Source organism: Variovorax sp. E3 (assembly GCF_016082275.1).
Taxonomy (GTDB): domain Bacteria; phylum Pseudomonadota; class Gammaproteobacteria; order Burkholderiales; family Burkholderiaceae_C; genus Variovorax.
This window is the reverse complement of record NZ_MOWM01000023.1, coordinates 23,978-49,158: the sequence shown is the minus strand read 5'-3', so window position 1 is coordinate 49,158 and position 25,181 is coordinate 23,978. Positions and strand designations below refer to the sequence as shown.

Annotated in this window: 24 protein-coding genes and 3 pseudogenes; 12 read left to right on the top strand and 15 right to left on the bottom strand. The window is 68.8% G+C overall.

Features of this window, described 5'->3' with window-relative positions; genetic code table 11:
• Positions 1–25 precede the first annotated feature (25 nt).
• Both BMG07_RS11280 and BMG07_RS11275 read left to right on the top strand, forming a co-directional pair.
• Positions 26–508 carry a hypothetical protein gene (locus BMG07_RS11280; RefSeq protein ID WP_198084646.1) on the top strand — a complete coding sequence of 161 codons (483 nt, stop codon included), beginning with the start codon at positions 26–28 and terminating at the stop codon, positions 506–508.
• On the top strand, positions 505–1,893 hold the full coding sequence (locus BMG07_RS11275) for a tripartite tricarboxylate transporter permease (RefSeq protein ID WP_198084645.1): 1,389 nt from the start codon (positions 505–507) through the stop codon (positions 1,891–1,893). The genes BMG07_RS11280 and BMG07_RS11275 overlap by 4 nt, the downstream gene beginning before the upstream one ends.
• On the opposite strand, the gene BMG07_RS41920 is transcribed toward BMG07_RS11275, so the two are convergent.
• Positions 1,877–2,560 carry a hypothetical protein gene (locus tag BMG07_RS41920; protein WP_269758853.1) on the bottom strand — a complete coding sequence of 228 codons (684 nt, stop codon included), beginning with the start codon at positions 2,558–2,560 and terminating at the stop codon, positions 1,877–1,879. The genes BMG07_RS11275 and BMG07_RS41920 overlap by 17 nt on opposite strands.
• Positions 2,561–3,292: 732 nt before the next feature.
• Between BMG07_RS41920 and BMG07_RS11265 the strand changes: the two genes are divergently transcribed.
• Positions 3,293–3,715 carry a hotdog fold thioesterase gene (locus BMG07_RS11265; RefSeq protein WP_198084644.1) on the top strand — a complete coding sequence of 141 codons (423 nt, stop codon included), beginning with the start codon at positions 3,293–3,295 and terminating at the stop codon, positions 3,713–3,715.
• A gap of 9 nt (positions 3,716–3,724) precedes the next feature.
• Here BMG07_RS11265 and BMG07_RS11260 read toward each other — a convergent pair whose 3' ends face one another.
• The gene (locus tag BMG07_RS11260) at positions 3,725–4,180 is read right to left on the bottom strand and encodes a lysozyme inhibitor LprI family protein (RefSeq protein ID WP_198084643.1); all 456 of its coding nucleotides are present in this window, start codon (positions 4,178–4,180) and stop codon (positions 3,725–3,727) included.
• A gap of 227 nt (positions 4,181–4,407) precedes the next feature.
• Here BMG07_RS11260 and BMG07_RS11255 point away from each other — a divergent pair.
• From BMG07_RS11255 to minE, 4 genes and pseudogenes are all read left to right on the top strand, one after another.
• Positions 4,408–5,690, top strand: a pseudogene (locus tag BMG07_RS11255) (solute carrier family 23 protein).
• A gap of 139 nt (positions 5,691–5,829) precedes the next feature.
• Positions 5,830–6,600 (top strand): annotated as a pseudogene (gene minC / locus BMG07_RS11250) (septum site-determining protein MinC).
• A gap of 71 nt (positions 6,601–6,671) precedes the next feature.
• Positions 6,672–7,487 (top strand): septum site-determining protein MinD, encoded by an 816-nt coding sequence (gene minD, locus BMG07_RS11245; protein WP_198084642.1) that lies wholly within the window; start codon positions 6,672–6,674, stop codon positions 7,485–7,487.
• A 3-nt stretch (positions 7,488–7,490) separates the two neighbouring features.
• Entirely contained in the window at positions 7,491–7,769 is a 279-nt protein-coding gene (gene minE / locus BMG07_RS11240) for a cell division topological specificity factor MinE (protein ID WP_093242098.1), read from the top strand.
• On the opposite strand, the gene BMG07_RS11235 is transcribed toward minE, so the two are convergent.
• Together BMG07_RS11235 and BMG07_RS11230 are read right to left on the bottom strand one after the other, a co-directional pair.
• Positions 7,747–9,390, bottom strand: a complete 1,644-nt coding sequence (locus BMG07_RS11235; RefSeq protein WP_198084641.1) for a rhodanese-like domain-containing protein — start codon at positions 9,388–9,390, stop codon at positions 7,747–7,749. The genes minE and BMG07_RS11235 overlap by 23 nt on opposite strands.
• A gap of 315 nt (positions 9,391–9,705) precedes the next feature.
• On the bottom strand, positions 9,706–10,686 hold the full coding sequence (locus BMG07_RS11230; RefSeq protein WP_198084640.1) for a tripartite tricarboxylate transporter substrate binding protein: 981 nt from the start codon (positions 10,684–10,686) through the stop codon (positions 9,706–9,708).
• A 150-nt stretch (positions 10,687–10,836) separates the two neighbouring features.
• Here BMG07_RS11230 and BMG07_RS11225 point away from each other — a divergent pair, with 150 nt between their 5' ends.
• Entirely contained in the window at positions 10,837–11,772 is a 936-nt protein-coding gene (locus BMG07_RS11225) for a fatty acid desaturase (protein WP_198084639.1), read from the top strand.
• 7 nt (positions 11,773–11,779) lie between these two features.
• On the opposite strand, the gene BMG07_RS11220 is transcribed toward BMG07_RS11225, so the two are convergent.
• Positions 11,780–12,703 carry an alpha/beta hydrolase gene (locus BMG07_RS11220; RefSeq protein ID WP_198084638.1) on the bottom strand — a complete coding sequence of 308 codons (924 nt, stop codon included), beginning with the start codon at positions 12,701–12,703 and terminating at the stop codon, positions 11,780–11,782.
• 217 nt (positions 12,704–12,920) lie between these two features.
• Positions 12,921–13,523: a TetR/AcrR family transcriptional regulator gene (locus tag BMG07_RS11215; RefSeq protein ID WP_198084637.1), complete on the bottom strand. Its 603-nt coding sequence runs from the start codon at positions 13,521–13,523 to the stop codon at positions 12,921–12,923.
• Positions 13,524–13,702: 179 nt separating this feature from the next.
• Here BMG07_RS11215 and BMG07_RS11210 point away from each other — a divergent pair, with 179 nt between their 5' ends.
• Positions 13,703–14,647 (top strand): CysB family HTH-type transcriptional regulator, encoded by a 945-nt coding sequence (locus tag BMG07_RS11210; RefSeq protein ID WP_198084636.1) that lies wholly within the window; start codon positions 13,703–13,705, stop codon positions 14,645–14,647.
• Positions 14,648–14,773: 126 nt separating this feature from the next.
• Positions 14,774–15,037: a hypothetical protein gene (locus tag BMG07_RS11205; RefSeq protein ID WP_130427739.1), complete on the top strand. Its 264-nt coding sequence runs from the start codon at positions 14,774–14,776 to the stop codon at positions 15,035–15,037.
• An 81-nt stretch (positions 15,038–15,118) separates the two neighbouring features.
• On the opposite strand, the gene BMG07_RS11200 is transcribed toward BMG07_RS11205, so the two are convergent.
• The gene (locus BMG07_RS11200; protein ID WP_198084635.1) at positions 15,119–15,535 is read right to left on the bottom strand and encodes an RcnB family protein; all 417 of its coding nucleotides are present in this window, start codon (positions 15,533–15,535) and stop codon (positions 15,119–15,121) included.
• 126 nt (positions 15,536–15,661) lie between these two features.
• Positions 15,662–16,255: a dihydrofolate reductase family protein gene (locus BMG07_RS11195; protein WP_198084634.1), complete on the bottom strand. Its 594-nt coding sequence runs from the start codon at positions 16,253–16,255 to the stop codon at positions 15,662–15,664.
• 113 nt (positions 16,256–16,368) lie between these two features.
• Here BMG07_RS11195 and BMG07_RS11190 point away from each other — a divergent pair, with 113 nt between their 5' ends.
• A complete protein-coding gene (locus tag BMG07_RS11190; RefSeq protein WP_269758852.1) occupies positions 16,369–16,686 on the top strand; it encodes a helix-turn-helix domain-containing protein in 318 nt (105 codons plus the stop codon).
• 166 nt (positions 16,687–16,852) lie between these two features.
• A complete protein-coding gene (locus BMG07_RS11185; RefSeq protein WP_198084633.1) occupies positions 16,853–17,245 on the top strand; it encodes a VOC family protein in 393 nt (130 codons plus the stop codon).
• Here BMG07_RS11185 and BMG07_RS11180 read toward each other — a convergent pair.
• From BMG07_RS11180 to BMG07_RS11150, 7 genes and pseudogenes are all read right to left on the bottom strand, one after another.
• Positions 17,242–18,678 carry a hypothetical protein gene (locus tag BMG07_RS11180; RefSeq protein WP_198084632.1) on the bottom strand — a complete coding sequence of 479 codons (1,437 nt, stop codon included), beginning with the start codon at positions 18,676–18,678 and terminating at the stop codon, positions 17,242–17,244. The genes BMG07_RS11185 and BMG07_RS11180 overlap by 4 nt on opposite strands.
• 94 nt (positions 18,679–18,772) lie before the next feature.
• Positions 18,773–19,690, bottom strand: a complete 918-nt coding sequence (locus BMG07_RS11175) for a VOC family protein (protein WP_198084631.1) — start codon at positions 19,688–19,690, stop codon at positions 18,773–18,775.
• Positions 19,691–19,714: 24 nt separating this feature from the next.
• Positions 19,715–20,560: an ABC transporter ATP-binding protein gene (locus BMG07_RS11170; RefSeq protein ID WP_269758851.1), complete on the bottom strand. Its 846-nt coding sequence runs from the start codon at positions 20,558–20,560 to the stop codon at positions 19,715–19,717.
• Positions 20,557–21,398 (bottom strand): annotated as a pseudogene (locus BMG07_RS44805) (ABC transporter ATP-binding protein). Before BMG07_RS44805 ends, BMG07_RS11170 begins: the two are co-directional and overlap by 4 nt.
• A complete protein-coding gene (locus tag BMG07_RS11160; protein ID WP_198084630.1) occupies positions 21,382–21,960 on the bottom strand; it encodes an OsmC family protein in 579 nt (192 codons plus the stop codon). The pseudogene BMG07_RS44805 and the gene BMG07_RS11160 overlap by 17 nt, the downstream one beginning before the upstream one ends.
• 14 nt (positions 21,961–21,974) lie before the next feature.
• Positions 21,975–23,804 carry an ABC transporter permease gene (locus BMG07_RS11155; RefSeq protein ID WP_198084629.1) on the bottom strand — a complete coding sequence of 610 codons (1,830 nt, stop codon included), beginning with the start codon at positions 23,802–23,804 and terminating at the stop codon, positions 21,975–21,977.
• Positions 23,805–23,865: 61 nt separating this feature from the next.
• Entirely contained in the window at positions 23,866–25,050 is a 1,185-nt protein-coding gene (locus BMG07_RS11150; protein ID WP_198084628.1) for an ABC transporter substrate-binding protein, read from the bottom strand.
• Between the last annotated feature and the right edge of the window lie 131 nt (positions 25,051–25,181).

Here is a 25,181-nt window from a genome sequence, read left to right as displayed (position 1 = left end):
CATCAACAACGACGGAGACAACAACATGAAGACGGACAGTGCAGGCCGCGCGAGCTGGCGGCTGGTGGAAATATGGGGCGACACGGCCGACCTGGGCCACCTCGCGTGGTCGATCGCGATCGGCGTGGCCGTGAGCCTCGCGGGCTTCCTGGTGGCCAGCCGCGTGCTCGCCAGCACGGTGGGCACGCCCGAGCTGGCGCGGGCCTACGCCATGCTCGCCGGGCTGGCGGGCTGCGTGGTGTCGGGCGTGATCTGCGCCTTTCTGTTCGCGCCCAAGCGCGAGGTGGTCGAGGGCACCGACGCCGACCCGCGCTGGCGCGAAGAGGTGCTGGCCGAGCTGGCCGGCGAGCACGGCACGCTGGGCTCGGTCGACGACCTGCCGCCCTCGGTGGTGCGCGAGATGAAGGAACTGGAAATCTACGACCTGTTCGCGTCGTACCAGCCTCGTGCCCGTGCCCGTGCCCGTGCCCGCGCCGCGAACGGCGCCGCCGAAGGAGCCGCCTCGTGATCGACGCCGCGCTGCTCAACCAGATCCTCGTTGCCACGGGCATGGGCCTTGTCGGCGCCGTGGTGTTCGCGGCCATCGGCCTCGTGTCGGGCACCGACGAGACCACCACGCTCGCGCCGCTCACGCTGCTGGTGGTGCTGCTCGGCGTGCCGCCCGAGGGCGTGTTCACCTTCTTCCTGGCGGCCGCCGTCGCCAAGCACATGACGCACGCGGTGCCCACGGCGCTGCTGGGCATTCCGGGCGACACCATGGCCACGCCGCTGCTGCAGGACGCCAACGTGCTGCGCAACCTGGGCGTGCCGCACATCGCGCTGCGCAAGATGGTGTCGGGCGCGATCATCGCGGCCTTCATCGCGGTGCCGCTGGCCGTGCTGTTCGCGGTGCTGCTGGCGCCCTACGGCGCGGCCATCACCAAGGCGGCGCCGTGGATCTTCGTGGTGGCGGCCGTGGCCATTGCCTACTTTTCCAGCGGGCGCTGGGCCTCGGTGGCCACGCTGGTGCCGTTCGTGGTGGTGATCGTGGCGCTGCAGGCGCTCACGGGCAAGTACGGCGTGAAGCTCAGCATCAGCTACTTCCTGGGCATTGCCATCGGGCCGCTGGTGGCCGATTTGTTCTCGGTGATCTCGCCGGCGGCGCGTGCGCGCATGAAGCGCGAGAAGGTACGCACCTTCTCGCTGGCGCCCGACGTGAAGGGCTGGTCGGGTTACTTCCCCAACCCGTTCAAGGTGCTCGACCGCGGCCAGGTGAAGTGGACCTTTGCCACCGCCGCCATCTCCAGCGCCACCTTCGTGTTCAGCCCGGTCGCGATGACGGTGGTGCTGGGCGAACTGGTGGGCTCGCGCATCAAGCATGCGTACCACCGGCTCACCACCACGCTGGCCGCGCGCAACGGCGTGACCGAGGCCACGTACATCGCCGAGGCGCTGATTCCGCTGATTGCCATCGGCCTGCCGCTGAGCCCGGTGGCCGCCGGGCCGGCCGCGCCGCTGTTCAATGCGCCGCCGGTGTTCACCATCGATTCGGCCACGGGCCAGACCCACAACCTGCACAACCTGCTGAGCCACTGGGAGTTTCTGGGCTACGGCATGCTGGCGGTGGTGCTGGCGGCGCTGGTGGCCTACCCGTTCACGATGAACTTCGCGCGCCGCGCGGCGCTGTTCGTGTCGCGCAAGGTGAGCCACGAGGCGATCATCGCGACCTTCGTCGGGCTGATCGTGGTCATCAGCGTGTGGGAAGGCCAGCTGCTCGGGCTGCTGGTGATCCTCACGATGGGACTGCTGGGCGGGCTGCTGTCGCGCGCCATCGGCTTCAACACCGGCGTGCAGTTCATGGGCTACTACACGGCGGTGCTGACGGTGCCGGCGGTGATCAAGGCGTTTTCCTAGGCGGGGCAGGTTTGGCGGGCGGCTTCTTGTCCCCGCCGAACAGCTTCTCGACCTGCTGCCCCACGCGCGCGCCGATGGCCGTGCCCACGCCCGGCAGCACCGCGCTGCCGATGGCCGCGCCGGTGAGCGCGGCGCCGGTCAGCGACAGCTCGGGGTCGCTCATGGTGCCGCCGATCTTCAGCGGCACGCCGACCACGCCGTCGACCAGGTCCACCGCGATCTCGCCGTCGAGCTTGCGGTTGAACATCTTCAGGTGGCCGCTGGCCGTGAGCACGCCCGAGCGGGCCTTGAGGTTGGTGTACTGCAGCACCACGCCGTTGTCGGTGCCCTGGGTGTCGAGCGTGCCGGTGAGTTCGTCCAGCGGCGTGCGCCCGCCCCGGCTGATGCCGGCGGTGGTCACGGCCTTGGCCACGTCCAGCCTGGTGAGCGTGGCGGGCTGCACCGAGAAGGTGGTGCGGGTGTGCAGGCTGCGGATCAGCGCGCCCAGTTCTTCGGTGCCGCCGGCCTCGGCCGTGAGCGTGGTGTGGCCCGAGACCTTGCCCGCCACCGAGGTGCGGCGGTCGAAGGCCTGCACCAGGCTTTCGATGTCGATCTGGCGCGGGTCGAGCTCGGCCGACACGCGCAGCGTGCCGTTGGCCAGCGTCTCGAAGCGCGCACCCCGTTCCACGTGCCGCCGCCGACGTCGATGCGGGTGCGCCAGCGGTCCTGCCCGGCCTCGCGGTCCAGCCGCAGGCGCGCGGGCGGCGTGACCCCGGCGCGCTCGATGCGGGCCTGGCGCGGGCGCACTGGGGGTCGAAGGCGATGTCGCCGTCGTAGGCCAGCGCGATGTCGCGCCGGTCGATCCAGGTCAGGTCGCGCCAGCGCACCCGTTCCACGGGGATGGCCGCCAGCGTCCAGGGCGCGGGCAGCGCGATGGGGGCCGCGCCCTCGGCGGGCTTGGGGCCCTTGCCGCGAAAGGCCTGCACCGAGGCGCGCGGCAGCACCAGGCCTTCGAGCTCGACGTCGTCCAGCGCGATGACGCGGTGCAGCAGCGGCGCGAGCTTCAGCCGCAGCGCCACCCGGCTCAGGGTGATCGGGCGGGGCTGCCCGGTGGCGATGTCGGTCAGCACCAGCACAGGCGCCGGCAGCAGCGACCAGTGGGCGCCGCCCACCTTCAGCGGCACGCCGAAGCGCTGCTCGAAGCCCTCGGCGATCTTGGCGGCCACCTCGGCGTCGGTGGGCAGCTTGGCGCGCACCACCAGCACCAGCACGCCCGCGCCGATCACCAGGGCGGCGGCGATGCCAATGAGCCAGCGGCGGACGGGGTGCTTCATCGGGCCAAGGTACCACGCAAAGGCGACTGCCGATGTCGGCGGTCGTCGCTATAGTTTTGGGCACATCCACTGGAAAGAAAACCCGAATGCGTATCTGGAAAAAAGAGATCTCCGTCGAACAGCTGACCCAGAACCATGTCGGCACCGCCGTCTCGGCGCTGGGCATGGAATTTCTGGAGGTGGGCGACGACTTCATCCGCGCCCGCTGCCCGGTCGACGAGCGCACCCGCCAGCCCTACGGCATCCTGCACGGCGGCGTGTCGGTGGTGCTGGCCGAGACCCTGGGCTCCTGCGGCGCCCACTATTCCGCCCCCGAGGGCGACCGCGCCGTGGGCCTGGACATCAACGCGAACCACATCCGCTCGGTGACCAGCGGCTGGGTGATCGGCACCGCGCGGCCGATTCACCGGGGGCGCACCACCCAGGTCTGGCAGATCGACCTGACCAATGAAGCGGGAGAGCTGACCTGCGTGTCGCGGATCACGATGGCGGTGCTGCAGCCGCGCTGAGCCCGTTTCCTATCGGCGGGGGCAGGCGCTCATGCGCAGCATCTGCCCGGCCATGCGCCGGGTGCTGTCGGCAAGGCAGAGGTTGCGCGCGGTGGGCTCCATCGAGCCACCGCCCCATTCCTTGGCGGCGCTGCGGGCGCACATCTTGTCGCGCCGCGACTTCCAGCGCGCCACCCGGGCTTCGGTGGCGGCCTGGCAGGCGGGGAACCGCCGCTCCTTTTCCGCGACGACGCGCTGGAGCTTCAACTCGGCCGCGACGACATCGCGGTAGGCACAGAAATACATGCTCTGCTGACCGGCCGCGCAATCGGCGGTCAGGCGGCGGAGTTCGTCTTCGGGGAGCTTGCTGCGGGCGGAGAGCTCGGACATGACCTCCCCGGCGGAAGCGCCCTCCTGCGCATGCGCCACCGCACCGAGGCCCAGCGCAAGCGTCAGGGCCAAGGCGATCAAGCCTGATGTTTTCACGGTGCGCGCCTTGCCGGATGTGGTGACGCCCGAAGAATAGGGGCCCGTCCCCGAGCCCCCAACCCATTCCGTCACGGTCCGGCGGCAAATCAAGGCGGCGCATGCGGATGTTCAGCCCCAGTCGCTTCGACCACAATCACGCCCCGGGAGCGCCAGGGCGCGCTGGCACAAGCGCAGGCACATCGACCACAACCACCACTCACACCCCCACAAGAGGAGCAAGAAGAATGTTCAACTGGACTGAAAGGCCCGCGTCCGCGCTGGCCAACGGCGCGGTCATCGCGCCCGACGAGCGGCTGCCCTGGCTGCAGACCGGCGCCATGGGCGTGCAGCACGTCATCGCCATGTTCGGCGCCACGGTGCTGGCGCCGATTCTCATGGGCTTCAGCCCCAACATCGCGATCCTGATGAGCGGCATCGGCACGCTGATCTTCTACTTCGTGACCGGCGGCAAGGTGCCCAGCTACCTGGGCTCGAGCTTCGCCTTCATCGGCGTGGTGATCGCGGCCAGCGGCTACGCGGGCAAGGGGCCCAACGCCAACATCGCGGTGGCGCTCGGGGGCATCGTGGCCTGCGGGGTGGTCTACATCCTGATCGGGGCGCTGGTGCAGGCCATCGGCACGGGCTGGATCGAACGCTTCATGCCGCCGGTGGTCACGGGCGCGTGGTGGCGGTGATCGGGCTCAACCTGGCGAGCGTGCCGATCAAGAACATGGCGGCCAGCAACTTCGACTCGTGGATGCAGGCCGTGACCTTCCTGTGCGTCGGGCTGGTGGCGGTGTTCACGCGCGGCATGCTGCAGCGGCTGCTGATCCTGGTCGGGCTGATCCTGGCCACGCTGGTGTATGCGGTGCTGACCAACGGCATGGGCATGGGCAAGCCGGTGGACCTGAGCGGCATCGCCAACGCGGCCTGGGTCGGCCTGCCGACCTTCACGACGCCGGTGTTCACGGCCAACGCGATGCTGCTGATCGCCCCGGTGGCGATCATCCTGGTGGCTGAAAACCTCGGCCACCTGAAGGCGGTGACGGCCATGACCGGCCGCAACCTGGACGCCTACATGGGCCGTGCCTTCATCGGCGACGGCATTGCCACGGTGGTCAGCGGCAGCGCCGGCGGCACGGGCGTGACCACCTACGCCGAGAACATCGGCGTGATGGCGGCCACGCGCATCTACTCGACCGCGGTGTTCGTGGTGGCGGCGCTGATTGCGCTGGTGCTGGGCTTCAGCCCCAAGTTCGGCGCGCTGATCCAGGCGATTCCGCTGCCGGTGATGGGCGGGGTGAGCATCGTGGTGTTCGGCCTGATCGCCATCGCGGGCGCCAAGATCTGGGTCGACAACAAGGTCGACTTCTCGCAGAACAAGAACCTGATCGTGGCGGCCATCACGCTGATCATCGGCACGGGCGACTTCACGCTGAAGTTCGGCGACTTCGCCCTGGGCGGCATCGGGACCGCCACTTTCGGCGCGATCATCCTGTACGCCCTGCTGGGCCGCTCGAAGAACTGACGCCAACCGGCGCGCCGCACCCCGGAAAAGTGCAACCTCATGAAAGAAGTGTTGTCCGGGGTGCTTCAGGCGGGGCCCGGTCACCGGGGTTTGGCCCGCGCCCGTTAGACTCCAACGCTTTTCGCACCGACGTTTTCCAATGGCCGATGTCTCCGCCGCGCGCACCAAGGCGGTTTTCGAATTCAAGAGCGCCACGCTGCCGCTGATCGCAGTGATCCTCAAGACGTCCGACCTGGACGTGCTGGCCGAGGCGCTCGACGCCCAGCTGGCGGATTCGCCCGACTTCTTCGAGCAGGAGCCGGTGGTGATCGACCTCTCGCTGCTGCAGGAAGCACAGGGCGAGAGCGGCGAGCCGCCGGCGACATCGACTTCGCCGCCCTGCGCAGCCTGCTGGCGCGCCACCAGACCCAGCCCATCGCGGTGCGCGGCGGCAATGCCGACCAGCATGCCGCGGCGCGTGCCGCAGGCCTGTCGGTGGCGGCCATGCCGTCCGCTCCCGCGCCGCGCGCCCCGCCCGCCCGCCGAGGCCCCCGTGTCGGAAGCCCCGCAGATCGTGCGCGAGGTGCCGGTGCCGGCCAACGGCACGCTGCTGATCGACAAGCCGCTGCGCTCGGGCCAGCAGGTCTACGCCCGTGGCGGCGACGTGGTGGTGACGGCCGTGGTGAGCTTCGGCGCCGAGGTCATCGCCGACGGCAACGTGCACGTGTATGCGCCGCTGCGCGGCAAGGCCATTGCCGGCGCCCGCGGCAACACCGAGGCCCGGATCTTCTCGACCTGCATGGAAGCCCAGCTGGTGGCCATTGCCGGCATCTACCGGACCAACGAAGTCGCGCTGCCCGACGCGGTGCTGGGAAAATCGGCCCAAGTTCGCCTGGACGGCAAAAAAATAGCGATCGACCCCATTCCGTGAGCCCCCAGCTGACTCACGAAACGCGGCGACCCTGACAACAAACAACTGAATCGAAACAAGAAGGAATGGCCATGGCCAAAATTGTGGTGGTGACTTCGGGCAAGGGCGGCGTCGGCAAGACGACGACGAGCGCCAGCTTCGCATCCGGCCTCGCGCTCGCGGGCAAGAAGACGGCGGTGATCGACTTCGACGTGGGCCTGCGCAACCTGGACCTGATCATGGGCTGCGAACGCCGCGTGGTGTACGACCTGATCAACGTCATCCAGGGCGAAGCCAACCTGAGCCAGGCCCTGATCAAGGACAAGCAGTGCGACAACCTGTTCGTGCTGGCCGCCTCGCAGACGCGCGACAAGGAAGCGCTGACGCAAGAGGGCGTGGAAAAGGTGCTGGCCGACCTGGCCGCGATGGACTTCGAGTACATCGTGTGCGACTCGCCCGCGGGCATCGAGACCGGCGCCATGATGGCCATGCACTTCGCCGACGAGGCGCTGGTGGTGACCAACCCCGAGGTGTCTTCGGTGCGCGACTCGGACCGCATCCTGGGCATGCTCAGCAGCAAGACCAAGCGCGCCAAGGACGGCGGCGACCCGATCAAGGAGCACCTGCTGATCACCCGCTACAACCCGAACCGGGTGGCGGGCGGGCAGATGCTGTCGCTGGAAGACATCCAGGACATCCTGCGCATCAAGCTGATCGGCGTGATTCCCGAGTCGGAAAGCGTGCTGCATGCCTCCAACCAGGGCGTGCCGGCGATCCACGACAAGGACACCGACGTGGCGCAGGCCTACAGCGACGTGGTGGCGCGCTTCCTGGGCGAAGACAAGCCGATGCGCTTCGTCGACGCCGAGAAGCCGGGCTTCTTCAAGCGGATTTTCGGAGGCAAGTAGGCCATGTCCTTTCTCTCGTTCCTGCTGGGCGAAAAGAAGAAGACTGCCAGCGTCGCGAAGGAGCGGCTGCAGATCATCCTCGCGCACGAGCGGTCCAGCCTCAGCGGCAAGAAGCGGCCCGACTATCTGCCCGAACTCCAGCGCGAGCTGGTGGCGGTGATTTCCAAGTACGTGTCGATCAACGCGGACGACATCAAGGTGCACCTGGAGACCCAGGACAACCTCGAAGTGCTCGACATCAAGATCGAGCTGCCCGACCCTACGCCAGCGCCCGCGCGCTGAGCGCGGCCGAAAAGAACCGGAAGCGCACGGACGGGTCCCGCAGGACCCGTTCGGCCAGCGCGCGCTCCCACGCGAGGTAGTCGGCCCAGGCCGCATCGCGGCGCGGACCGAAGACGCGCATCACCGAGCCCCAGTCGTCGTCGAAGGGGGTCAGCAGCTGGGGCGGCACGAAAGCGGTCGCCAACGGCCGTCCTGACGCCTTCCAGCCCTGCGTTCCGCCCTGGAGCCAGGTGAACACCGCCCCCGAACCCGGCCATTGCTGCCGTGCATCGCGCGCCACGCGGGCGGCGGCCGTGCCGTCGGGCGAGGCAAAGACCAGCGTGCGGCCGGCGACGGCATGCGAGGCCAGCGGCGCGAGCGAGGCCGCCAGCATATAGAGCGCGCCCGGCAGGTGGCCGCGCTCGTAGTCGAGGCTGGGGCCGACGTCGATGACGGTGACGGCGCCGCTTCGGCGCAGCTGGGCCAGGGCGTCGGGGGTGAGCGGGGCCGGGGCGCCCGTCACCGCCGTGGCGGTGGAAGGCGGGGCCTGGTCGGCGCTCAGCGCGCCTTCGAGGACGTAGACCTCGGCCTGGTTGAGCTGCGTGAGCCAGAAGCTCGTGATGGCCGCGCGCAGCCGGTGGGCGGGGTCGTCGAGCAGCACGATGCGGGCGCCGCGCGTGCCGACGAGATTCTCGAAATGCATCAGCAGCTGGCCGCCCGGCACCTGCTGCACGCCCGTGCCCGCCAGGGCCGCGTCGGCGCCGGGGCGCACGTCGAAGACGTAGAGGGTGCGGCTGTCGTCGTCGCGCCAGCGGGCGAGTTGCGCGGCGTCGGCCACGGGCAGCCCGAAGCGCTGGAGCAGGTCGTCGGCGATGCGGCGCAGCTGCTCGGGAGATTCGGGCGGCAGTTCGTCTTGCGGGGCGGCGTTCTGCACGGTCGGCGCGCCTTGCAGGCCCCAGGCCATGACGCCGTCTTCCACGAACACCGCCTCGGGCGCGCGGCCCAGCAGCCGCAGCGTGGTGGCGCCGACGATGCCGCGCGTGCGGCTGAAGCAGTTGATGGCCCAGAGGTGGTCGGCCCCTTGCGGCTCGAAGCGGCGCAGGGCGAGCTCGGTGCCGGCGTGGTTGCGCGCGCCGGGCAGCGAGAGAAACTCGAACTCGGCGCGTGGGCGTGCGTCGACGAGCGTGGTCGGGCGGCCTTCGCGTTGCCGGGCGCGCAGTGCATCGACGGGCAGCGAAGGCGTGCCGTAGTGCAGCCGGGCGCGGTCGCCGAAGGCCTTGACCAGGGTGCCGTAGCCGTCGATGGCGGGCAGGCCCTCGGTCACCCAGCGCTGCAGGCCGCCGTCGAGGGTGCGCACGTCGGTGTAGCCCAGGCGGGCGAGCACTTGCGCCGCGGCCAGGGCAGCGCCGTCGGGCGCGTTGTAGTCGTCGTAGAGCACGACGGGGGTGGCGCGGCGCGGCACGAGGGTGCCGATCTGCAGTTCGAGTCCGCTGAAGGGTGCGTTGCGCGCGAGGTTGGGGTGTCGCTGCACGAACCAGCGGGTTTCTCGCACGTCGAGCAGTGCGAGTTCTTTTGTCGACTCTTCCAGCAGGCGCTTGTTCAGTTCCGCGGGGGTGATGGGCTTTTCGAGGGGGCGGCTCATTTTGGTTTTCTACTACGCTGGGGTTGCTTCGGGTTGCTGTGAATGCGTTTGGGGCGGGTGCACAGGACACCGGGTACTTCCCTCCGCGAATGTCCCCCGGGCTTCGCCCTCCTCCTTTATTTCGCTGCGGGAAGCACCCGATGCCCTGTGCACTTGGGCACGCTGCCGGTGTGCGGCCGATCAACCAGTGCTCTGAAAACGCTCACGTCGGCGGTGTGCTCTGCGCAGCGAAATAAAGGAGGAGGGGCGAAGCCCCGGGGGACATTCGCGGAGCAGAGCACACCGTCGGCGTGAGCGCACCACGAACACCCGTCGTCAGTTCGGCTGAATACCGGCCTGCTTCACAACCGCAGTCCACTTCACAGTCTCCGTCTGGATGAAGCGACCGAACTCCTCCGGCGTATTGCCGACCGTGAACGCGCCGATGTCGTCATAGCGCTTCTTGAAGTCCGCCGTCTGCACGATGTCATGCAGCTCGCGCGACAGCCGCTGCACCAACGGCGCGGGCGTGCCGCTGCGCACCACCACGCCGTACCACGACGTGACCTCGAAATTGGGCAGGCCGGCCTCGGCCGTGGTGGGCACGTCGGGCAGCCACGGGGCGCGGGTCTTGTAGGCCACGGCCAGCGGCTTGAGGGTGCCGGCCTTCACGAACGGAATGGCGGTGATCACCTCGTTGAAGATGAACTGCGTCTGGCCACCGAGCAGGTCGTTGAGGGCCGGGGCGCTGCCCTGGTAGGGAATGGCCGTGAAGTCGGCGCCGGTTCGGGTCTTGAGCAGTTCGCCCGCGAGGTGCGAGTACGCGCCCACGCTGATGCCGTAGTTGACCTTGCCGGGGTTCTTCTTCGAATAGTCGATCAGCTCGCGCGGGGTGCTGACTGGCAGCCTGGGGTTCACCAGCAGCACCTGCGGCGTCTGCACCAGCAGCGACACGGGCGTGAAGTCGCGCGCGAGGTCGTAGGTCAGCTGCTTGAAGAGCGCGGGCTGCACCGTGAGGTTGGACGCCGGCGCGAGCAGCAGCGTGTAGCCGTCGGCGGGCTGGCGCGCCACGTGGTCGAAGCCGATGTTGCCGGCCGCGCCGCTGCGGTTCTCGACCACCACCGGTTGCTTCAAACGCTGCTGCAGCTGCTCGGAGACCTCGCGCGCGATCTTGTCGGCGATGCCGCCGGCCGGGTACGGCACGACCACGCGGATGGTCTTGCTGGGGTAGTCGTCCGGGGCTGCGGCGTGGGCTTGCGCAAGGCCGGTCAACGCGACGGACAGCACGAGGGCCAGGCGAGGGAAAGAGGGTTTCATGGGGAGCGCAAAAGGCACGCGAGAACGCGGCAAAAGCGGCTGAGCGTAGGTCTCGCCCGCGCTGCGGGGAACGAAGTTTCACGTTCATGCTTATGAGAAAAGCGCGCATGCAAGGCGTCGCTTGCTACCTAGCATCGCAGTCTTTTCCCCATGACCTCGACTGCCGTTCCCCTCACCGCAAAGCAGCCCGTGCGCCGGCACTGGTGGTGGCACTACGAAGTGCCCACGCTGCTGCTGGCCGGCGCGCTCTATGGCGCGTGGGCCGCGCTGGTGTGGTGGCATGCGGCGCTGCCGGGCTGGGCGCTGTTCGTCGTCGGCGGGTTTCTGGCGCAGCTGCATTTCTCGCTGCAGCACGAGAGCATCCACGCGATGCGGCATCTGCCGAAGGGGTTGCGCCATGCGGTGGTGTGGCCGCCGCTGAACCTGTGGCTGCCCTACCCTTTCTACAACCGCGGCCACAGTTCGCACCACGTCAACTACCACCTCACGCACCCCGAGCGCGACACCGAGAGCGCCTACCACTCGGCACCCGCGTGGGCGAGCTACGGGCCGGCGTGGCGATGGATCTACATGGCGAACCAGACGATCGCGTTTCGCGTGGTGCTGGGGCCGTTTCTTCGGCTGTGGAAGCTGGTCCGGTTCGAAACGGCGCAAGTTCTGTCGGGCAATTTCTCGCGGCTGCCGACATGGTTCTGGCATGCGCTGAGCGTGGCGCCGGTGCTGTACTACGTGATCGGCGTCTGCGGCATGGGGCTTGGCGAGTACCTGCTGTACTTCGTGTACCCCGGGATGATGCTGGGCTCGCTGCGCACCTTCACCGAGCATCGCTGGGCCGACACGCCGCACGAGCGCGTGGCCATCGTGGAGTCGAACCTCGTGTTCGGGCTGCTGTACCTCTTCAACAACCTGCACCACGTGCACCACCGCGCGCCGACCATGCCCTGGTACGAGATCCCGGTGTACTTCCGCCGGCACCGCGCGGCGGTGCTGGAGGCGAACGGCAATTTCTACTACCGGGGGTACGGAGAGATCGTGCGGCGGCACCTGTTCAGGCCGGTGTTCACGCCGGTACACCCGACCTGGTAGCGTGGCTTCAGTCCGCCGGCGCCGCCACGAAGCGCGCAACGCGCGCCAGCACCTCGGCCTCCTTGAGGATGCGGCGGTGGCCCCAGCCTTGTGTCTCCATCAGTTGCGCGTGGCGAATCGCATCGCGGTAGGCCTCGGCATCGGCGAAGCGGTTCACGCGGTCGTCGCGGTCATGCACGATCAACGTGCGCTGCGCGATGCGCGGCCCCACGGCGGCGGGCTCCAGTTGCGGCATCAGCACGCCTTCGCGCGACTCGAACAGGCGCTGCATCGCAAGGCGCGTGGCTTCGTTCAGGCCGAAGGTGTGCGCGAAGTAGCGCGTGTATTCGCGCGGCGATGCGGGCGGCGCGAGCAGCACGAGCCGGTCGGCCGGCAAGCCGCGCGAGGCCGCGAGTGCCAGGCCGTTGGCGCCCAGCGAATGCGCGACGGCCGCGCGCAGCGCATGGCCGTCGGCCGCGAGCCGCGCCGCGACATACGCGATGGCGCGTGCGAACTGCGGCGAATTGCTCATCGTGCCCGCGCTGCGGCCGTGCGCCGGCAGCTCGAGCAGCACGGGCCTCAGGCCCGCATCGGCCACGGCCTGCGCGAGCGGCAGCATCTGCCCCGCGTGCCCGCCCCAGCCGTGCACCAGCAGCACGACGGGCGCCGACTCGGCCCCCGAGTCTTGCGCGGCCAGGTGGTAGATGCCGACGCTCGCGTCCTCGAAGGCCCAGCCTTCGCGGCGCCATTCGACGCCCGGCCCCTGCCCGCGATAGAGCCACTTGGGCGGCAGCGGCGTGCCGAACAGGCGATACGCGGCGCGCACGCCCAGCGCGGGCCACAGGCGCTGCGAGGTGGTCAGGCCGAAGCGCAGCGTGCGCATGGTGCGGCTGGGGCGGTAGTAGTTCGACTGCGCGGCATGGCCGGCCGCGGGGGTGGAAGTGCTCGTCATGGGGTGCGGTTCCTGCGGGCGTTCAATACCAGACCCAGTCGCTGTTGCTGCGGGGCAAGCTGCGCAGGGTGTCCCGGAAGCACCGGACACCGACGACGCCGGCGTAGGCGGCGAGAAAGAGGGCAATGATCAGCATGGTGCTTCTCCTTTTTATCGCACGACTGTGCGAAATTCTGGCAAATGGAAACGTGGGAAATCCGCCTGCTTCGCGAGCGACTCAGGCGCGGTAACTGGAAAGAAGCCGCTGCCAGGTCTGCGTGGCGCGGTCGGCGGCCTGCGGGTCGCGCAGGAAGCGCGCGTCGTGCAGCTGGGTCATCATCACGCCGTTGAGCTCGCTCACGAGCTGCGCGGGGTCGGTGTCGGCCTTCAGCTCGCCGCTGTCGACGGCCTGCAGCACGGTGCGGCGCAGCGCGGCGCGCCAGCGGGTGATTTCGTCGAACAGCAGGTCGCGCAGTTCGCCTTCGCGGTCGTCGAACTCGAAGGCGCCGGCCGTATAGAGGCAGCCTGTGTACATCTCGACGTCGCGCGTGCGGGCGATCCAGCGCGCGACGATCTCGTTGAGCCGGGGCAGGCCCTTGGGCTTCTGCATGGCGGGCACGAACACCTCGGCCAGGAAGCCGCGGCCGTACTCCTCGATGACGGCCTTCTGCAGCGCCTCGCGCGAACCCACGCGCGAGAACACGCCGCTCTTGGACAGGCCCAGCCGGCTGGCCACGGCCTGCAGCGTGATCGCTTCCAGGCCCTCGGCCAGCGCGAGGGTCATTGCCGCGCCGACGATGGCGGCGCGGGTGAGTTCGCTTTTCTGGGTCTTGGCGTCCATGCCGCGAACTTTAGCACAGTCGTGCGAAATAACAAGACGAGGCGATGAAGGCGACCCGAGAGGGCCTTAAAGATGTTTTGCTCATGTGAAACCAACAAACGCATCGTTCCCCGAATAAGCACTTGTGCCGAGAATCCCCGGTCGGCCCCAGCCGGGGCCCCGACTCTCTTGCGTGGCAGATGAACTTCCAACAACTGCGCTCGGTACGCGAGGCCGTTCGTTGCGGCTTCAACCTGACCGAAGTCGCCCACACCCTTCACACCTCCCAGCCCGGCGTGAGCCGGCAGATCCGCGAGCTCGAGGAAGAACTCGGCATCGAGCTGTTCGTGCGCGCCGGCAAGCGCCTCACGGGGCTCACCGAGCCTGGCGGGCATGTGCTGCCGATCATCGAGCGCATGCTCATGGAGAGCAGCAACCTCAAGCACGCGGGCCAGGAGTTCGTGGCGCAGCAAAGCGGCCTGCTCTCGGTGGCGGCCACGCACTCGCAGGCGCGCTATGCGATGCCGGTGGCGGTGCAGGAATTCCGCACGCAGTTCCCCAACGTGAAACTGCACCTGCACCAGGGCTCGCCCAAGCAGATCGCGCAGATGCTGCTCGACGGCGAGGCCGACGTGGGCATCGCCACCGAGGCGCTGGGCGACTATCCGCAGCTGGTCGCCCTGCCCTGCTACCGCTGGACGCATTCGGTGATCGTGCCGCCGGGCCACCCGCTGCTGGACGCACCGCTCACGCTCGACGCGCTCACGCGCTACCCGCTGATCACCTACGACACCGGCTTCACGGGGCGCTCGCGCATCGACGAGGCCTTCGAGCAGCGCGGGCTGCAGCCCAACATCGTGCTGGCGGCGATGGACGCCGACGTGATCAAGACCTACGTGCAGCTGGGCCTGGGCGTGGGCATCGTGGCCGGCGTGGCCTACGAAGCCGAGCGCGACACGCAGCTGCGCGCGCTCGACGCGGGGCGGCTGTTCGGCATCAACCTCACCAAGCTCGCGGTGCGGCGCGGCACCTACCTGCGCAAGTATGTGTACGCCTTCATCGAGTCGTTCGCACCCACGCTGACCCGTGCCGTCGTCGAAAAGGCTCTGGGAGACGAAGCCCGGGCCTCGCACTACGAAATCTAGGGCCTGTCCAGCGCCAGTTGCGCGGTGTGTACTACTGACGACAGAGAGGTTAAAAAGAAGAATCTTGTTTCACACAGGGAGCGTACATTCGGGTTAATTCCTTGGCTTCCTGGAAACGGATCAGCAATGGCATCGACCCCGCAGCAGCAACAACAGCAAACCAGGGCCGCCCTCAAGGCGGCCGATGCCGCGGAGCGACGGGAACGCTTGAGACGGGCGCTGCCCGCCACGGTCGAACTGCTGCAAAGCCGCCAGGCCGATCGCATCGACGACGCCGACATCGACGCGTATGTGAGCCTCAACTGGCTCGAGTGGCATGGGGGCGGCCTGCGGCTGACCATCACCGGGCGCAACGTGTGCGCCCAGTCCGTGCCCACCGCGCTGGTCTGACGGCCGGCCCCTGACAAAAGAAAAGCCGCCACGGCTGCCCGTGGCGGCTTTGCGCTGCGCGCGTCGCGCGCGGCCTCTTGCTTACTGGCCGGCGATGATGTTCGCGATCACGCCGGTGGCAATGGCAGCGAGCACGAAGTCGCCGCCCACGCCCACCCACTGGTAGCCGCGGGGCGGCTGCTGCAGGCGGTAGGCGCGCCAGTCCTGCACCACGTAGTTGCGGCCACGGTACTCGGGCGGCACGCGGCCGCCACGGCGCCATTCGGCGTGCGGCTGCGGGAAGCCACGGCGATCGAACTGGCGGCCGTCGCGGAAGTCCTGGTTGCCGCGATAGCCCGGTGGGCCGCGGTGATCGAAATTGCGGTCGCGCTGCTCGTAGCGGCCATCGCCGGGGCGACCGTTGTCGAAGCGGCGGTCTTGCGCAAAGGCGCTCCCGGCGGCCATGCACATCGCGAGCGCCGCGGCTGCGACGGCCATGCTCTTGGACTTGATGTTCATCTGGAATCCTTCATGCGTTGATGATGACGAGTCCATTGTGTGCCCCGCATGTGTCCGTTACAGCCGCTTCAGGTCGCGGTCAGGTGAAATCAGGTAAGCACTGGTATCCGCGCGAGGCCTTGTCCTTCACGCGGGCGCGTAGCGGTTCACCACCACGCCGCATTCATGGGCGGCCGAGTCCAGCAGCCGCAGCCTGTGGCCCTTGCGCGTGTCGTGGAACACCGAACGGCCGCCGCCGACCGCCGTGGGGTTCACGAAGAACTGGAACTCGTCGACCAGCCCCTGCGCCACCAGCGCCGACGCGAAGCCCACGCCGCCGATGCACAGGATGTGCCGGTCGCCCGGCTCGCGCTTGAGCGCGTTCACCTCGTCGGCCATGGCGCCGCGCGCCACGACCGTGCGCGGCCATCGCGAGGCCTGGAGCTTGTCGGTGAGCACGACCTTGCGCGCATCGATCACCTTCCGCGCGAAGGCGTAGTGGCGATTGGCAGGAAAGTTCTTCGCGGCGCGTCCCCAGTGGTCGAGGTAGCCCTCTTCGATGATCGGGCGGCTCAGCAGAAGGGTGTCGATGCCTTCGAACACGGCGTTGAAGCGGTCCTTGAGCCCGTCGTCCCAGGCCCAGCGGTCGCCCCAGCCCCACAGCTGCCAGTCGAGCCCGCCGTTGGCGGGCGAGACAAAGCCGTCGACGGACATCTGCATTTGCAATATGAGCTTTCGCATGCCGACTCTCCTTCAGGGTGCCTGTGTTGAAACCGATCTTGAAATGCAAGCAGTTGGAGTATTCTTCGACCGGTGCGAAAATGCAAGCAGTCACAAGGCAAGCCGAACACCCGATGGCCATCCAGCAAAAATCCCCCTGTCCGATCAACCTCGCGCTCGAAGTCTTCGGCGACCGCTGGAGCCTGCTGATCGTTCGCGACCTGATGTTCGCGGGCAAGCGGCATTTCAGGGAGTTCCTGCAGTCCGAGGAAGGCATCTCCTCGAACATCCTGACCGAGCGCCTCCACACGCTGGTCGCGCAGGGCGTGCTCAGCAAGGCCGACGATCCGACCCACAAGCAGAAGGCCATCTACAGCCTCACGCCGATGGGCATCGACCTGCTGCCGGTGGTGACGCAGATCGGCATCTGGGGCCGCAAGCACCAACCGTGACCCGGGAAAGCGGCGCGCCGTCGGCGGCGCTGGAAAAAGGCGGGCCGGCGCTGCAGAAGAAGATGCAGGCCGCGCTGCGCAAGGAGCACCTCGGCCGCCGCTAGCCGCTTGGGCACAATGACGGCGAGTTCGCCGAATACCGAAACCATCGAGGAGAAAAAAGCGCATGCCGGATCAAGCCCTTGCAGCGGCGGTCATCTACGCCAAGGACGTCGCGCGTGTCGGCGCGTTCTACGCCCGCGTCGCGGGCCTTGCGCTCACGCACACCGAGGCCGACCATGCGAGCCTGGAGTCACCGGCGCTGCAGCTCTTCATCGTCGCGATGAATTCGGCCGTTGCCGCCAAGGTCGAGATCGCGCAGCCGCCGGTGGTGCGGGAGAACACGGCGTTGAAATTCATCTTCCCGGTGGCGAGCCTCGCCGCGGCGCGCGCGTTCGCGGCCGAGGGCGGCGGTGCGCTGAAGCCGGCGCAGGCCGAATGGGCCTTCAACGGCTGGCGCCATTGCGACGGGCACGACCCCGAGGGCAATGTGTTCCAGCTGCGCGAGCGCGCGGCCTAGTTGCCGGCCCGTGGCACGGCGCCGAGCTCCGGGTACTGCAGTTCGGTCACGAGGCGCATGAGGATCGTGCTGACGTACCCGTTGTGCGTTCCGGTGAGGCCGCCGGTGCCGAAGTCGAAGACGCTCTTGTCCGACCTTGCGTTCCAGACGCCCCGCATCGGCGGGTCGGCTTGCTGGCCGGGCTCGTAGCCGAAGTCCACCGAGCGGATGCGCGCATCCTCCGCATGGAGCTTGTTGCCCTCCCGCCTCGGGAACGCCAGGAAGAGCGTCTGAGGCTTCTCGAACCACCGAGGCTCCGACGCGGCGATCTTGCCGGCGATCTTCGGATCGACAGCACCATCGCAATCCGTGCAACCGACGTTGTCGAGCGAGCGGTTCAGATACGGGCGGTAGTGGCCGATGGTCTTGCGGGTTGCGTCGGGGTGGCAGGTGTCCACCAGGTTGAGGCCGACGGAGACGGGGTAGATCCACCCCGTGGCCCAGTCGTCTTCGCTGGTGAAGTTCAGCCACGTGGGCCGTGAACTCACGGGGTTGTTCCTGGCGCCGCCGAACACCCCGTCGAAGCAATCGGCGCTGACGGCCGCGTTCACGGTCACGATGGTGGTGCCCGCGCCCAGCGGCTGGGCCTTGCCCGCATTCAACTCGCGGCCGAAGGTCGAGGTGAGCATCCGTCCTCCGAAGGAGTGGCCGTACACGGTCATGCGGCTCGCGGCGCCACCCCGCGCGCGCATCGCATCCGCGATGGCCAGCAGATCGGCCTTGAGCACGCCCTTGTGCCCGATCTGGTCCGCGACCTTCGAGCGGCTGTCGACGGAAAGCACCGTGCGCACGGGGTCGACGTATTTCTCGCCCTGCCAGCCCACGTAGATGCCCAGCACCCGGGGCGGCGCCAGGTGGTCGGTCAGCGCCAGGCGCTGCAGCGAATCGACCTGGCGCGCCATCATCAGCGCGAACTTGTGGGCATTGCTGCGGGGGTTGCTGTTGTCGGTGTCGGCGTTGTGGTGCCAGCCGTGGACGTAGACGGTGATGTGCAAGGGCCCTTGCTGCGCCTTGATCCAGCGCAGGATCGCCTCGCGCTGCCAGCGGCTGTGCGGCTCGCCCTGCACGTCGTATTCGAGCCATGCCTCGTTGTACGACACCTTCTCGTGGGTCGTGCGCTCCTCGTCGGAGCATCGCGCATCCTCCACGGCCACGCGGCTGCCGGACAGTTTGTGCCTCTCGTCGGTGACGCATGCCTCCCAGCCATAGGGGCCGATGCGCACGTCGTCGCGAACTTCGACGGCCGCCCGCAGATCGGTGTCGGAACAACTGGCCGCGCCGGCGCAGACCGGGTGATAGACGGCATCCGCGACCGCAGCGCAGCCCTGCAGCACGCCCACGATGAGCAAGAGCGCGCCAACGACCGCCGCGCGGCCCCACTTCATCCGGAACATGGACTCCCCTCCCGCCTTCGTGAATCGAAGGCCCGATTGGAATCGCGGCTCCGCCCCTTCACATCCCCTGAAAAGGTAGGCGCGGCGCGGGCGTTCAGCCGCCGACCGTGCTGTCGGCCTGGTGGCTGCGTGCGTTGCCCTGCTTCGCATGACGGTCGGGCGGGGGCAGGTCGAGTTCGATCAGCGCGCCGTGCGCGCGCGCAAGGTCGAAGGTGCCGGTCGACTGCGGGCGCTCGGTGTGCAGCACCAGCGCGTACGGGCCTTCGCCGCGCGCGGCGATGCGTTGCCCGAGCGCGTCGTTGCGGCCGCCCTCCCCCACGTGCGGTGCATCCGGCACATCCGGCGCGTTCTCGCGCGGCGACGAGAGCACCAGCACGCTGCCGCCCAGCGTGACGATCGCCACGCGCACGTTGCTGCCGGGCACCGCCACGGGCTCGCCGATGTGCGTGTCGGCGTCGACGGGCACCGTGCCCAGCAGCGCGCGATAGCGCGCCAGCGTGGCGTCGAGGTCGCGCACGGCAATCGCCAGGCTCGCCACGCCGAGCGCGCCGTTGGCATGCACGCGCACCTCGCCTTCGGGCACGCGCAGCGCGCGCGGCGTGAGGTCGCCGCACAGGAAGGGCAAGTCGGCCGAAGGCGCGCGTGCGGTCTGCCAGCGCAGGCGTTCGCCGTCGGGGCGCACTCGCCCGCCGTCGAGCGGGCCTTCGAGCAGGAGGCCACGCGCCTTCGCGTCGGCCACGGTGGCGGCGGTGTCGCGCGGCAGCAGCGCGAAGTCGACGATGCCCTCGCCGTGCTTGTGCAGCAGCTGCCACCAGCGCTCGGCGGGCGACGGCTCGCGCCACGCGATCAGCTCGAAGTAGCTGCCGTCGCCGAACACCACCAGCGCGTTGTGCGTGGCGCGGCCCGGATGGTTGCCGCCGCGCAGCACGTGAAAGCCCAGCGCGCCGTAGTCGGCGATGGTGCGTTCGAGGTCGTGCACCGCGATGACGATGTGGTCGAGTTTCAATGGCATGTGTTTCCCCGGCGGATGAATCGATCAGGAGGCGGTGCGCGCGGCCTCGGCGCCGCCCAGGTACGCATCGCGAATGCGCGCATCGGCCAGCAGCTCGCGCGCCGGGCCCGAGAGCACGATGCGCCCGGTCTGCAGCACGTAGCCGTGGTGCGCGATCTGCAGCGCCAGGCTGGCGTTCTGCTCGACCATGAACACCGACACGCCCTGCGCGTTGATGCGCGCGATCAGCTCCAGCACCTTGTCGACGTACAGCGGCGACAGGCCCATGGTCGGCTCGTCCATGCAGAGGAGCTTGGGCCGGCCCATGAGCGCGCGCGCCATGGCCACCATCTGCTGCTCGCCGCCCGACAGCGTGCCGGCCTGGAACTCGATGCGCTCGGCCACGCGCGGAAACAGCGCGAGCATGCGCTCCAGGTCTTCGGCCACGGCCTTGCGGTCGCGGCGTGCGTAGGCGCCCATCAGCAAGTTCTCGCGCACGGTCATCGCGGGGAACAGGCGTCGCGCCTCGGGCACCGAGCCGATGCCCTGGCGGATGATCTGCGGCGTGCTCAGGCCGAGCGTCGACGCGCCGTTGAAATCGACTTCGCCCGAGCGCGGCTTGAGCAGGCCGAGCACGATCTTCATGGTGGTCGACTTGCCGCTCGCGTTGCCGCCGAGCAGGCTCACGATCTGGCCCTTGCGCACCTCGATGTCGAGGTCGAAGTGGGCCTGAACGGGGCCGTAGAAGCTGTTGATCTTCCTGAGCTGGAGCAGGGGTTGCGCGGCCTCGTTGGAAGCGGGGGCCGTGGTGCGTTGGGGCAGCCCCTCACCCCAACCCTCTCCCCAGAGGGGCGAGGGAGGCAAGCCGGAGCGGGCGACGGTGGCGATCATGCGGGCACCGCCTCTGCCGCGCCCACATGGCGATGGCCGAGGTACGCCTCGATCACGGCCGGGTCGTTGCGCACCTCGTCGGGCAGCCCCTCGGCGATCTTGCGGCCGTCGTCGAGCACGGCCACGCGGTCCGACAGCTGCATCACGAGGTCGAGCTTGTGCTCGATCAGCAGGATGGTCTGGCCGCGCGCCTTGAGGCCGCGAATGATCTCCAGCATCTCGGCGGTCTCGCTCTCGTTCATGCCGGCCGTGGGCTCGTCGAGCAGCAGCAGGCGCGGCTTGAGCGCGAGCGCGCGTGCGATCTCCACGCGGCGGCGGTTGGCGTAAGAAAGGCTGTAGGCCGGATGGTCGGTGCGTGGCGTGAGGCGTTCGCCGAAGAGCGCGATGATTTCATGCGCCTCGTCGCGCAGCTGCTGCTCCTCGCGGCGCACGCGCCGGGCTGCACCAGCGCGAGCGCGAGCTCGGCCAGCGCGCCCAGCCCCGGCACGCCGCCGACGCGCGGTTTCACGGCACGCAGCCGCGTGTGCGCGCCGACCAGCACGTTGTCGAGCACCGAGAGGTTCGCGAACACGCGACCGTGCTGGAAGGTGCGCGCCAGGCCGCGTTGCGCGAGCTGCTGCGCGGGCAGGCCGGTGATGTCCTGCCCGTCGAACAGCACCTGCCCTTCGTCGGGCCTGTCGAGGCCGGTGACGAGGTTGAAGAGCGTGGTCTTGCCCGCGCCGTTCGGCCCGATCACGCTCAGCAGTTCGCCTTCGCCCACATGCAGGTCGACGGCGTTGACGGCCGTGAGCCCGCCGAAGCGGCGCACCAGGCCGCGTATTTCAAGCAGCGACGGCATCGCCCGCTTTCCGCGGTGCGTTGGCCGCCTCCGCCTTCGAGTCGACGAGCTTCACCTCGGCGCGGATGGTCTGCGGATTGCGCAGCAGGTTGAGGATGGGGCAGTTGCGCTCGACCGCCTCGAACAGCGCGTCGATGTCCTCGCGGCTCGCGGGCGAATCGATGTGCACGACGTAGCCGATCTCGTGCGGCCAGATCGGCGTCTGCTCATGGCCCGGCTTGCCGCCGCGCGGATCGATGATGCCGGTCACCTCGACCTCGAGGCTTTCGAGCGGCACCTGCCGTTCGGCCGCATGGATCAGGAAGATGTGCGTGACGCAGGTGCCGAGCACGCCCAGCTGCAGCTCGGGCGAGCTGGGGCCCAGGTTGTAGCCCGCGAAATCGGGCGGGCTGTCGCTGATGACCTGGTGATCGCGAATGCGCAGGCGGCGCACGCCGCTGCGGCCTTCGGCGCGCACGTTGGCCTTCAGTTGCACGGGTTGCGCGGTGCCGGCCTCGACGGCGGCATTGCGCGCCAGCACGGCGGCGCGTTTCTCGGCGAGGTAATCGTTCAGGTGGCTCATGGTGTGGTGTTCTTTCAGACGGTGCCCAGCAGGCCTTGCGGGCGGAAGCGGATGAGGAGCAGCAGCGCGACGCCGTAGATCAGCATGCGGTACTCGGCGGTGACGCGGAACAGCTCCGGCAGGCTCACGAGCGCGACCGCGCCCAGCAGCGCGCCGCTGATGTTCCCGAGCCCGCCGAGGATCACCATCGTGAGCGCGAGGATGGAAATCTGCGAGCCGAAGGTCTCGTGGTTGATGTACGAGTACATGTGCGCGGTGAAGGCCCCGCTCACGCCGGCCGCGAAGCCGCCGAAGCCGAAGGCCAGCGCCTTGTAGCGGTCGGGGCTCACGCCGTAGGCGCGCGCGGCCACCTCGTCTTCGCGCACCGCGCGGAAGGTGCGGCCCAGGTGCGAACGCAAGAGGCGCCACTGCAGCAGGGCCAGCAACACCATCGCACTGAATGAAGCCCAGTAGATGGCCTCGTTCGACGAGGCATCGCGCCCGAACAGCGACAGCGGCGGAATGCCCGACACGCCGATGGGCCCGCGCGTGAGGCTCTCCCAGTTGAGGATGGTGAGCGCCACGATCTCGCCGATGCCCAGCGTGGCAATCGACACGTAGTGCCCGCGCAACCGGAACGCCGGGAAGATCAGCGCGGTGCCGATCAGCGACGTGAGAATGCCCGCGACCACGATGCCCGTGCCCACCGGCAGGTGCAGGTCGAGCACCAGCAGCGACGACGCATACGCGCCGATGGCCAGCAGCCCCGCATGGCCCAGCGAGATCTGCCCGATGGTGCCCGCCACGAGCGTGAGGCTCAGCGCGAGCGCGCCGTAGAGCCATGCGTTGGTGAGCGTCTGCAGCAGGTACGGCGAAGGGTCGAACAGCGGCAGCGCCACCGCCGCGGCGAACAGCGCAAGCAGCACGCGCGGCGGAATGCGCCACGGCTTGCTCGGCGCGATGAAGGTGCCTGTGAGCGGCTCGGGCGGCAGCGCGCGCTTGCGTCCGAACAGGCCGTTGGGCTTCCACACCAGGATGACCAGCAGCAGCGCGAAGGCGAACAGGTTGCGGTACGGCGTGCCGAGAATGGCCACGCCGTAGCTCTCGATCAGCCCCAGCAGCAGGCTGCCGACGATGGCGCCCGGCACATTGCCCACGCCGCCGACCACGGTCGCCACCACGCCCTTGAGCGTGGCCTGGAAGCTCATCGCCGGGCTGATGTTGTTGTAGTACATGCCCACCAGCAGGCCCGAGAGCCCGCCCAGCGCGGCGGCAATGGCAAACACCGTCTGGTTCACGCGGTCGACGTCCACGCCCATCTGCTGGGCCGCGTCGCGGTCCTGCGCGGTGGCGCGCACGGCCCAGCCGAGCCTGGTGAATCGCAGGAAGCCGAACAGCACGGCCGCGCTCGCGATGCCGATGCCCGCGATCAGGATGTCCAGCGCGCCGATGGTGCCGGTGCCGATCTGCAGCCGCCAGTCGGGCAGCTGCGTGGGCAGCGAACGCGGGTCGGGGCTGAACACCAGCTGCACGAGGATGTCGAGCACGAAGCTGATGCCGATGGTGGCCAGCAGCGGCGCGATGCGCGCCGCGCCCTGCAGCGGGCGCAGGCCCACGCGCTCGATCAGCATGCCGAGCGCGCCCGAGCCGAGCACCACCAAGAGGATGGTCACGGGCAGCGGCGTGTGCAGGTACGTGATCGACGCCCAGCCGATGTACGCGCCCACGGTGTACACCGAGCCATGCGCGAAGTTGATCAGGTGCGAGACGCCGAAGATCAACGCGAGGCCGACGGCGAGCAACGCGTAGATGTTGCCGATGATCAGGCCGTTGACGGTGTAGTCGAAGAAGGAGGTGAAGCTCATGGGCTGGCTCCCGTTTTGCTCCCTCTCTCCCAGAGGGAGAGGGAGCCATGCAAAGCGCCTGTCATTTCGTGGAGGCAACAGCCGCCTTCTCATCCACCTGCGCCCACCTCCCCTCCTTCACCACGAGGTTCACGCTCTTCACGCCCACCACCCGCCGCGTCTGCGCGTCGAAGCTCGCCTTGCCGAAGATCACGCTCGGCACGTCCTTGATCTTGTAGAACGCGTCGCGCACGGCCTTGCGGTCGGCCTTGGGGCCGGCCTGGCGCAAGGCGGCGGCCGCGTACACCACGGCGTCGTACGCATAGGCATTGAACGCATCGGGCTCCTTGCCGTATTTCGCGCGGAAGCTCTTCACGAAGTCCTGCACCTCGGCGCGCGGCTCTTCGGGGTAGAACGCGGTGTTGGTGTAGATGCCGTTCACGGCAGCGCCGCCGAGCTCGATGAACTTCGGCGAATACACCGAGCCCACCGCGGCGATGGGCTGCTTGAGCCCCACGCTGCGCACCTGGCCCGCGATGAGCGCGCCGTCGGGGTAGTAGGAGATCAGCACCAGCCCGTCGGGGTTGGCGTCGCGCACGCGCACCAGCGTCGAGCGGAAGTCTTTCTCGTCGGGCTGGTAGCCCTCGGCAATCGCGACCTGCGCGCCGCGTTCCTGCGCGGCCTTCACGAGCACGTCCTTGCTGGTGCGGCCCCAGTCGGTATTGAGGTACAGCACCGCGATGCGCTTGAAGCCCAGCGTCTTCACCGCGAGTTCGGCCAGCAGCGGCTGTGCGTCGGCCTGGCTGATCGACGGGCTCCAGATGTAGTCGCCGCCCTTGGTGAAGTCGGGGTGCGAGTTGGTGAAGCCCAGCTGCACGAGGCCCGCGCGCTGATAGATGGGCGAGGCCGCCATCGACGCCGGGCTCGAGAAGTCGCCCAGCTCGATGAGCACGCGCTTGTCGTTCACCAGCTTCTGCGCAATGGCCACCGACTGGCGCGGGTCGCTCTGGCTGTCCTCGAAGTTGTAGGCCAGCGGACGGCCGTTGATGCCGCCCTGTGCGTTGACGTGTTCCAGCGCCAGGTCGAAGCCGGCCTTCCACTGCGCGCCGTACTGTGCGTTCTGCCCAGTGAGCGGACCGCTCACGCCGAACCACACGGGCTCGCCGGTGGCGGGCGCGGCCCAGGCCACGAGCGGCGCGGCCAGCAAGGCGGCGGAAAGAACGGCCACACGGCGCAGGAAGCGGTGGCGGGAAAGCAGCAGCGACATGGTGTCGGACCTTGGTGATGAGTGAACGTGCAGGGCCGCGATTCTTCGCCTGCACCCTCCCCCGGGGAACGAACAAAAACGGGGAGGCTTATGCGCTTTCCGAGCAAAGGGGCAAGCGCCCGCGCGCGGTG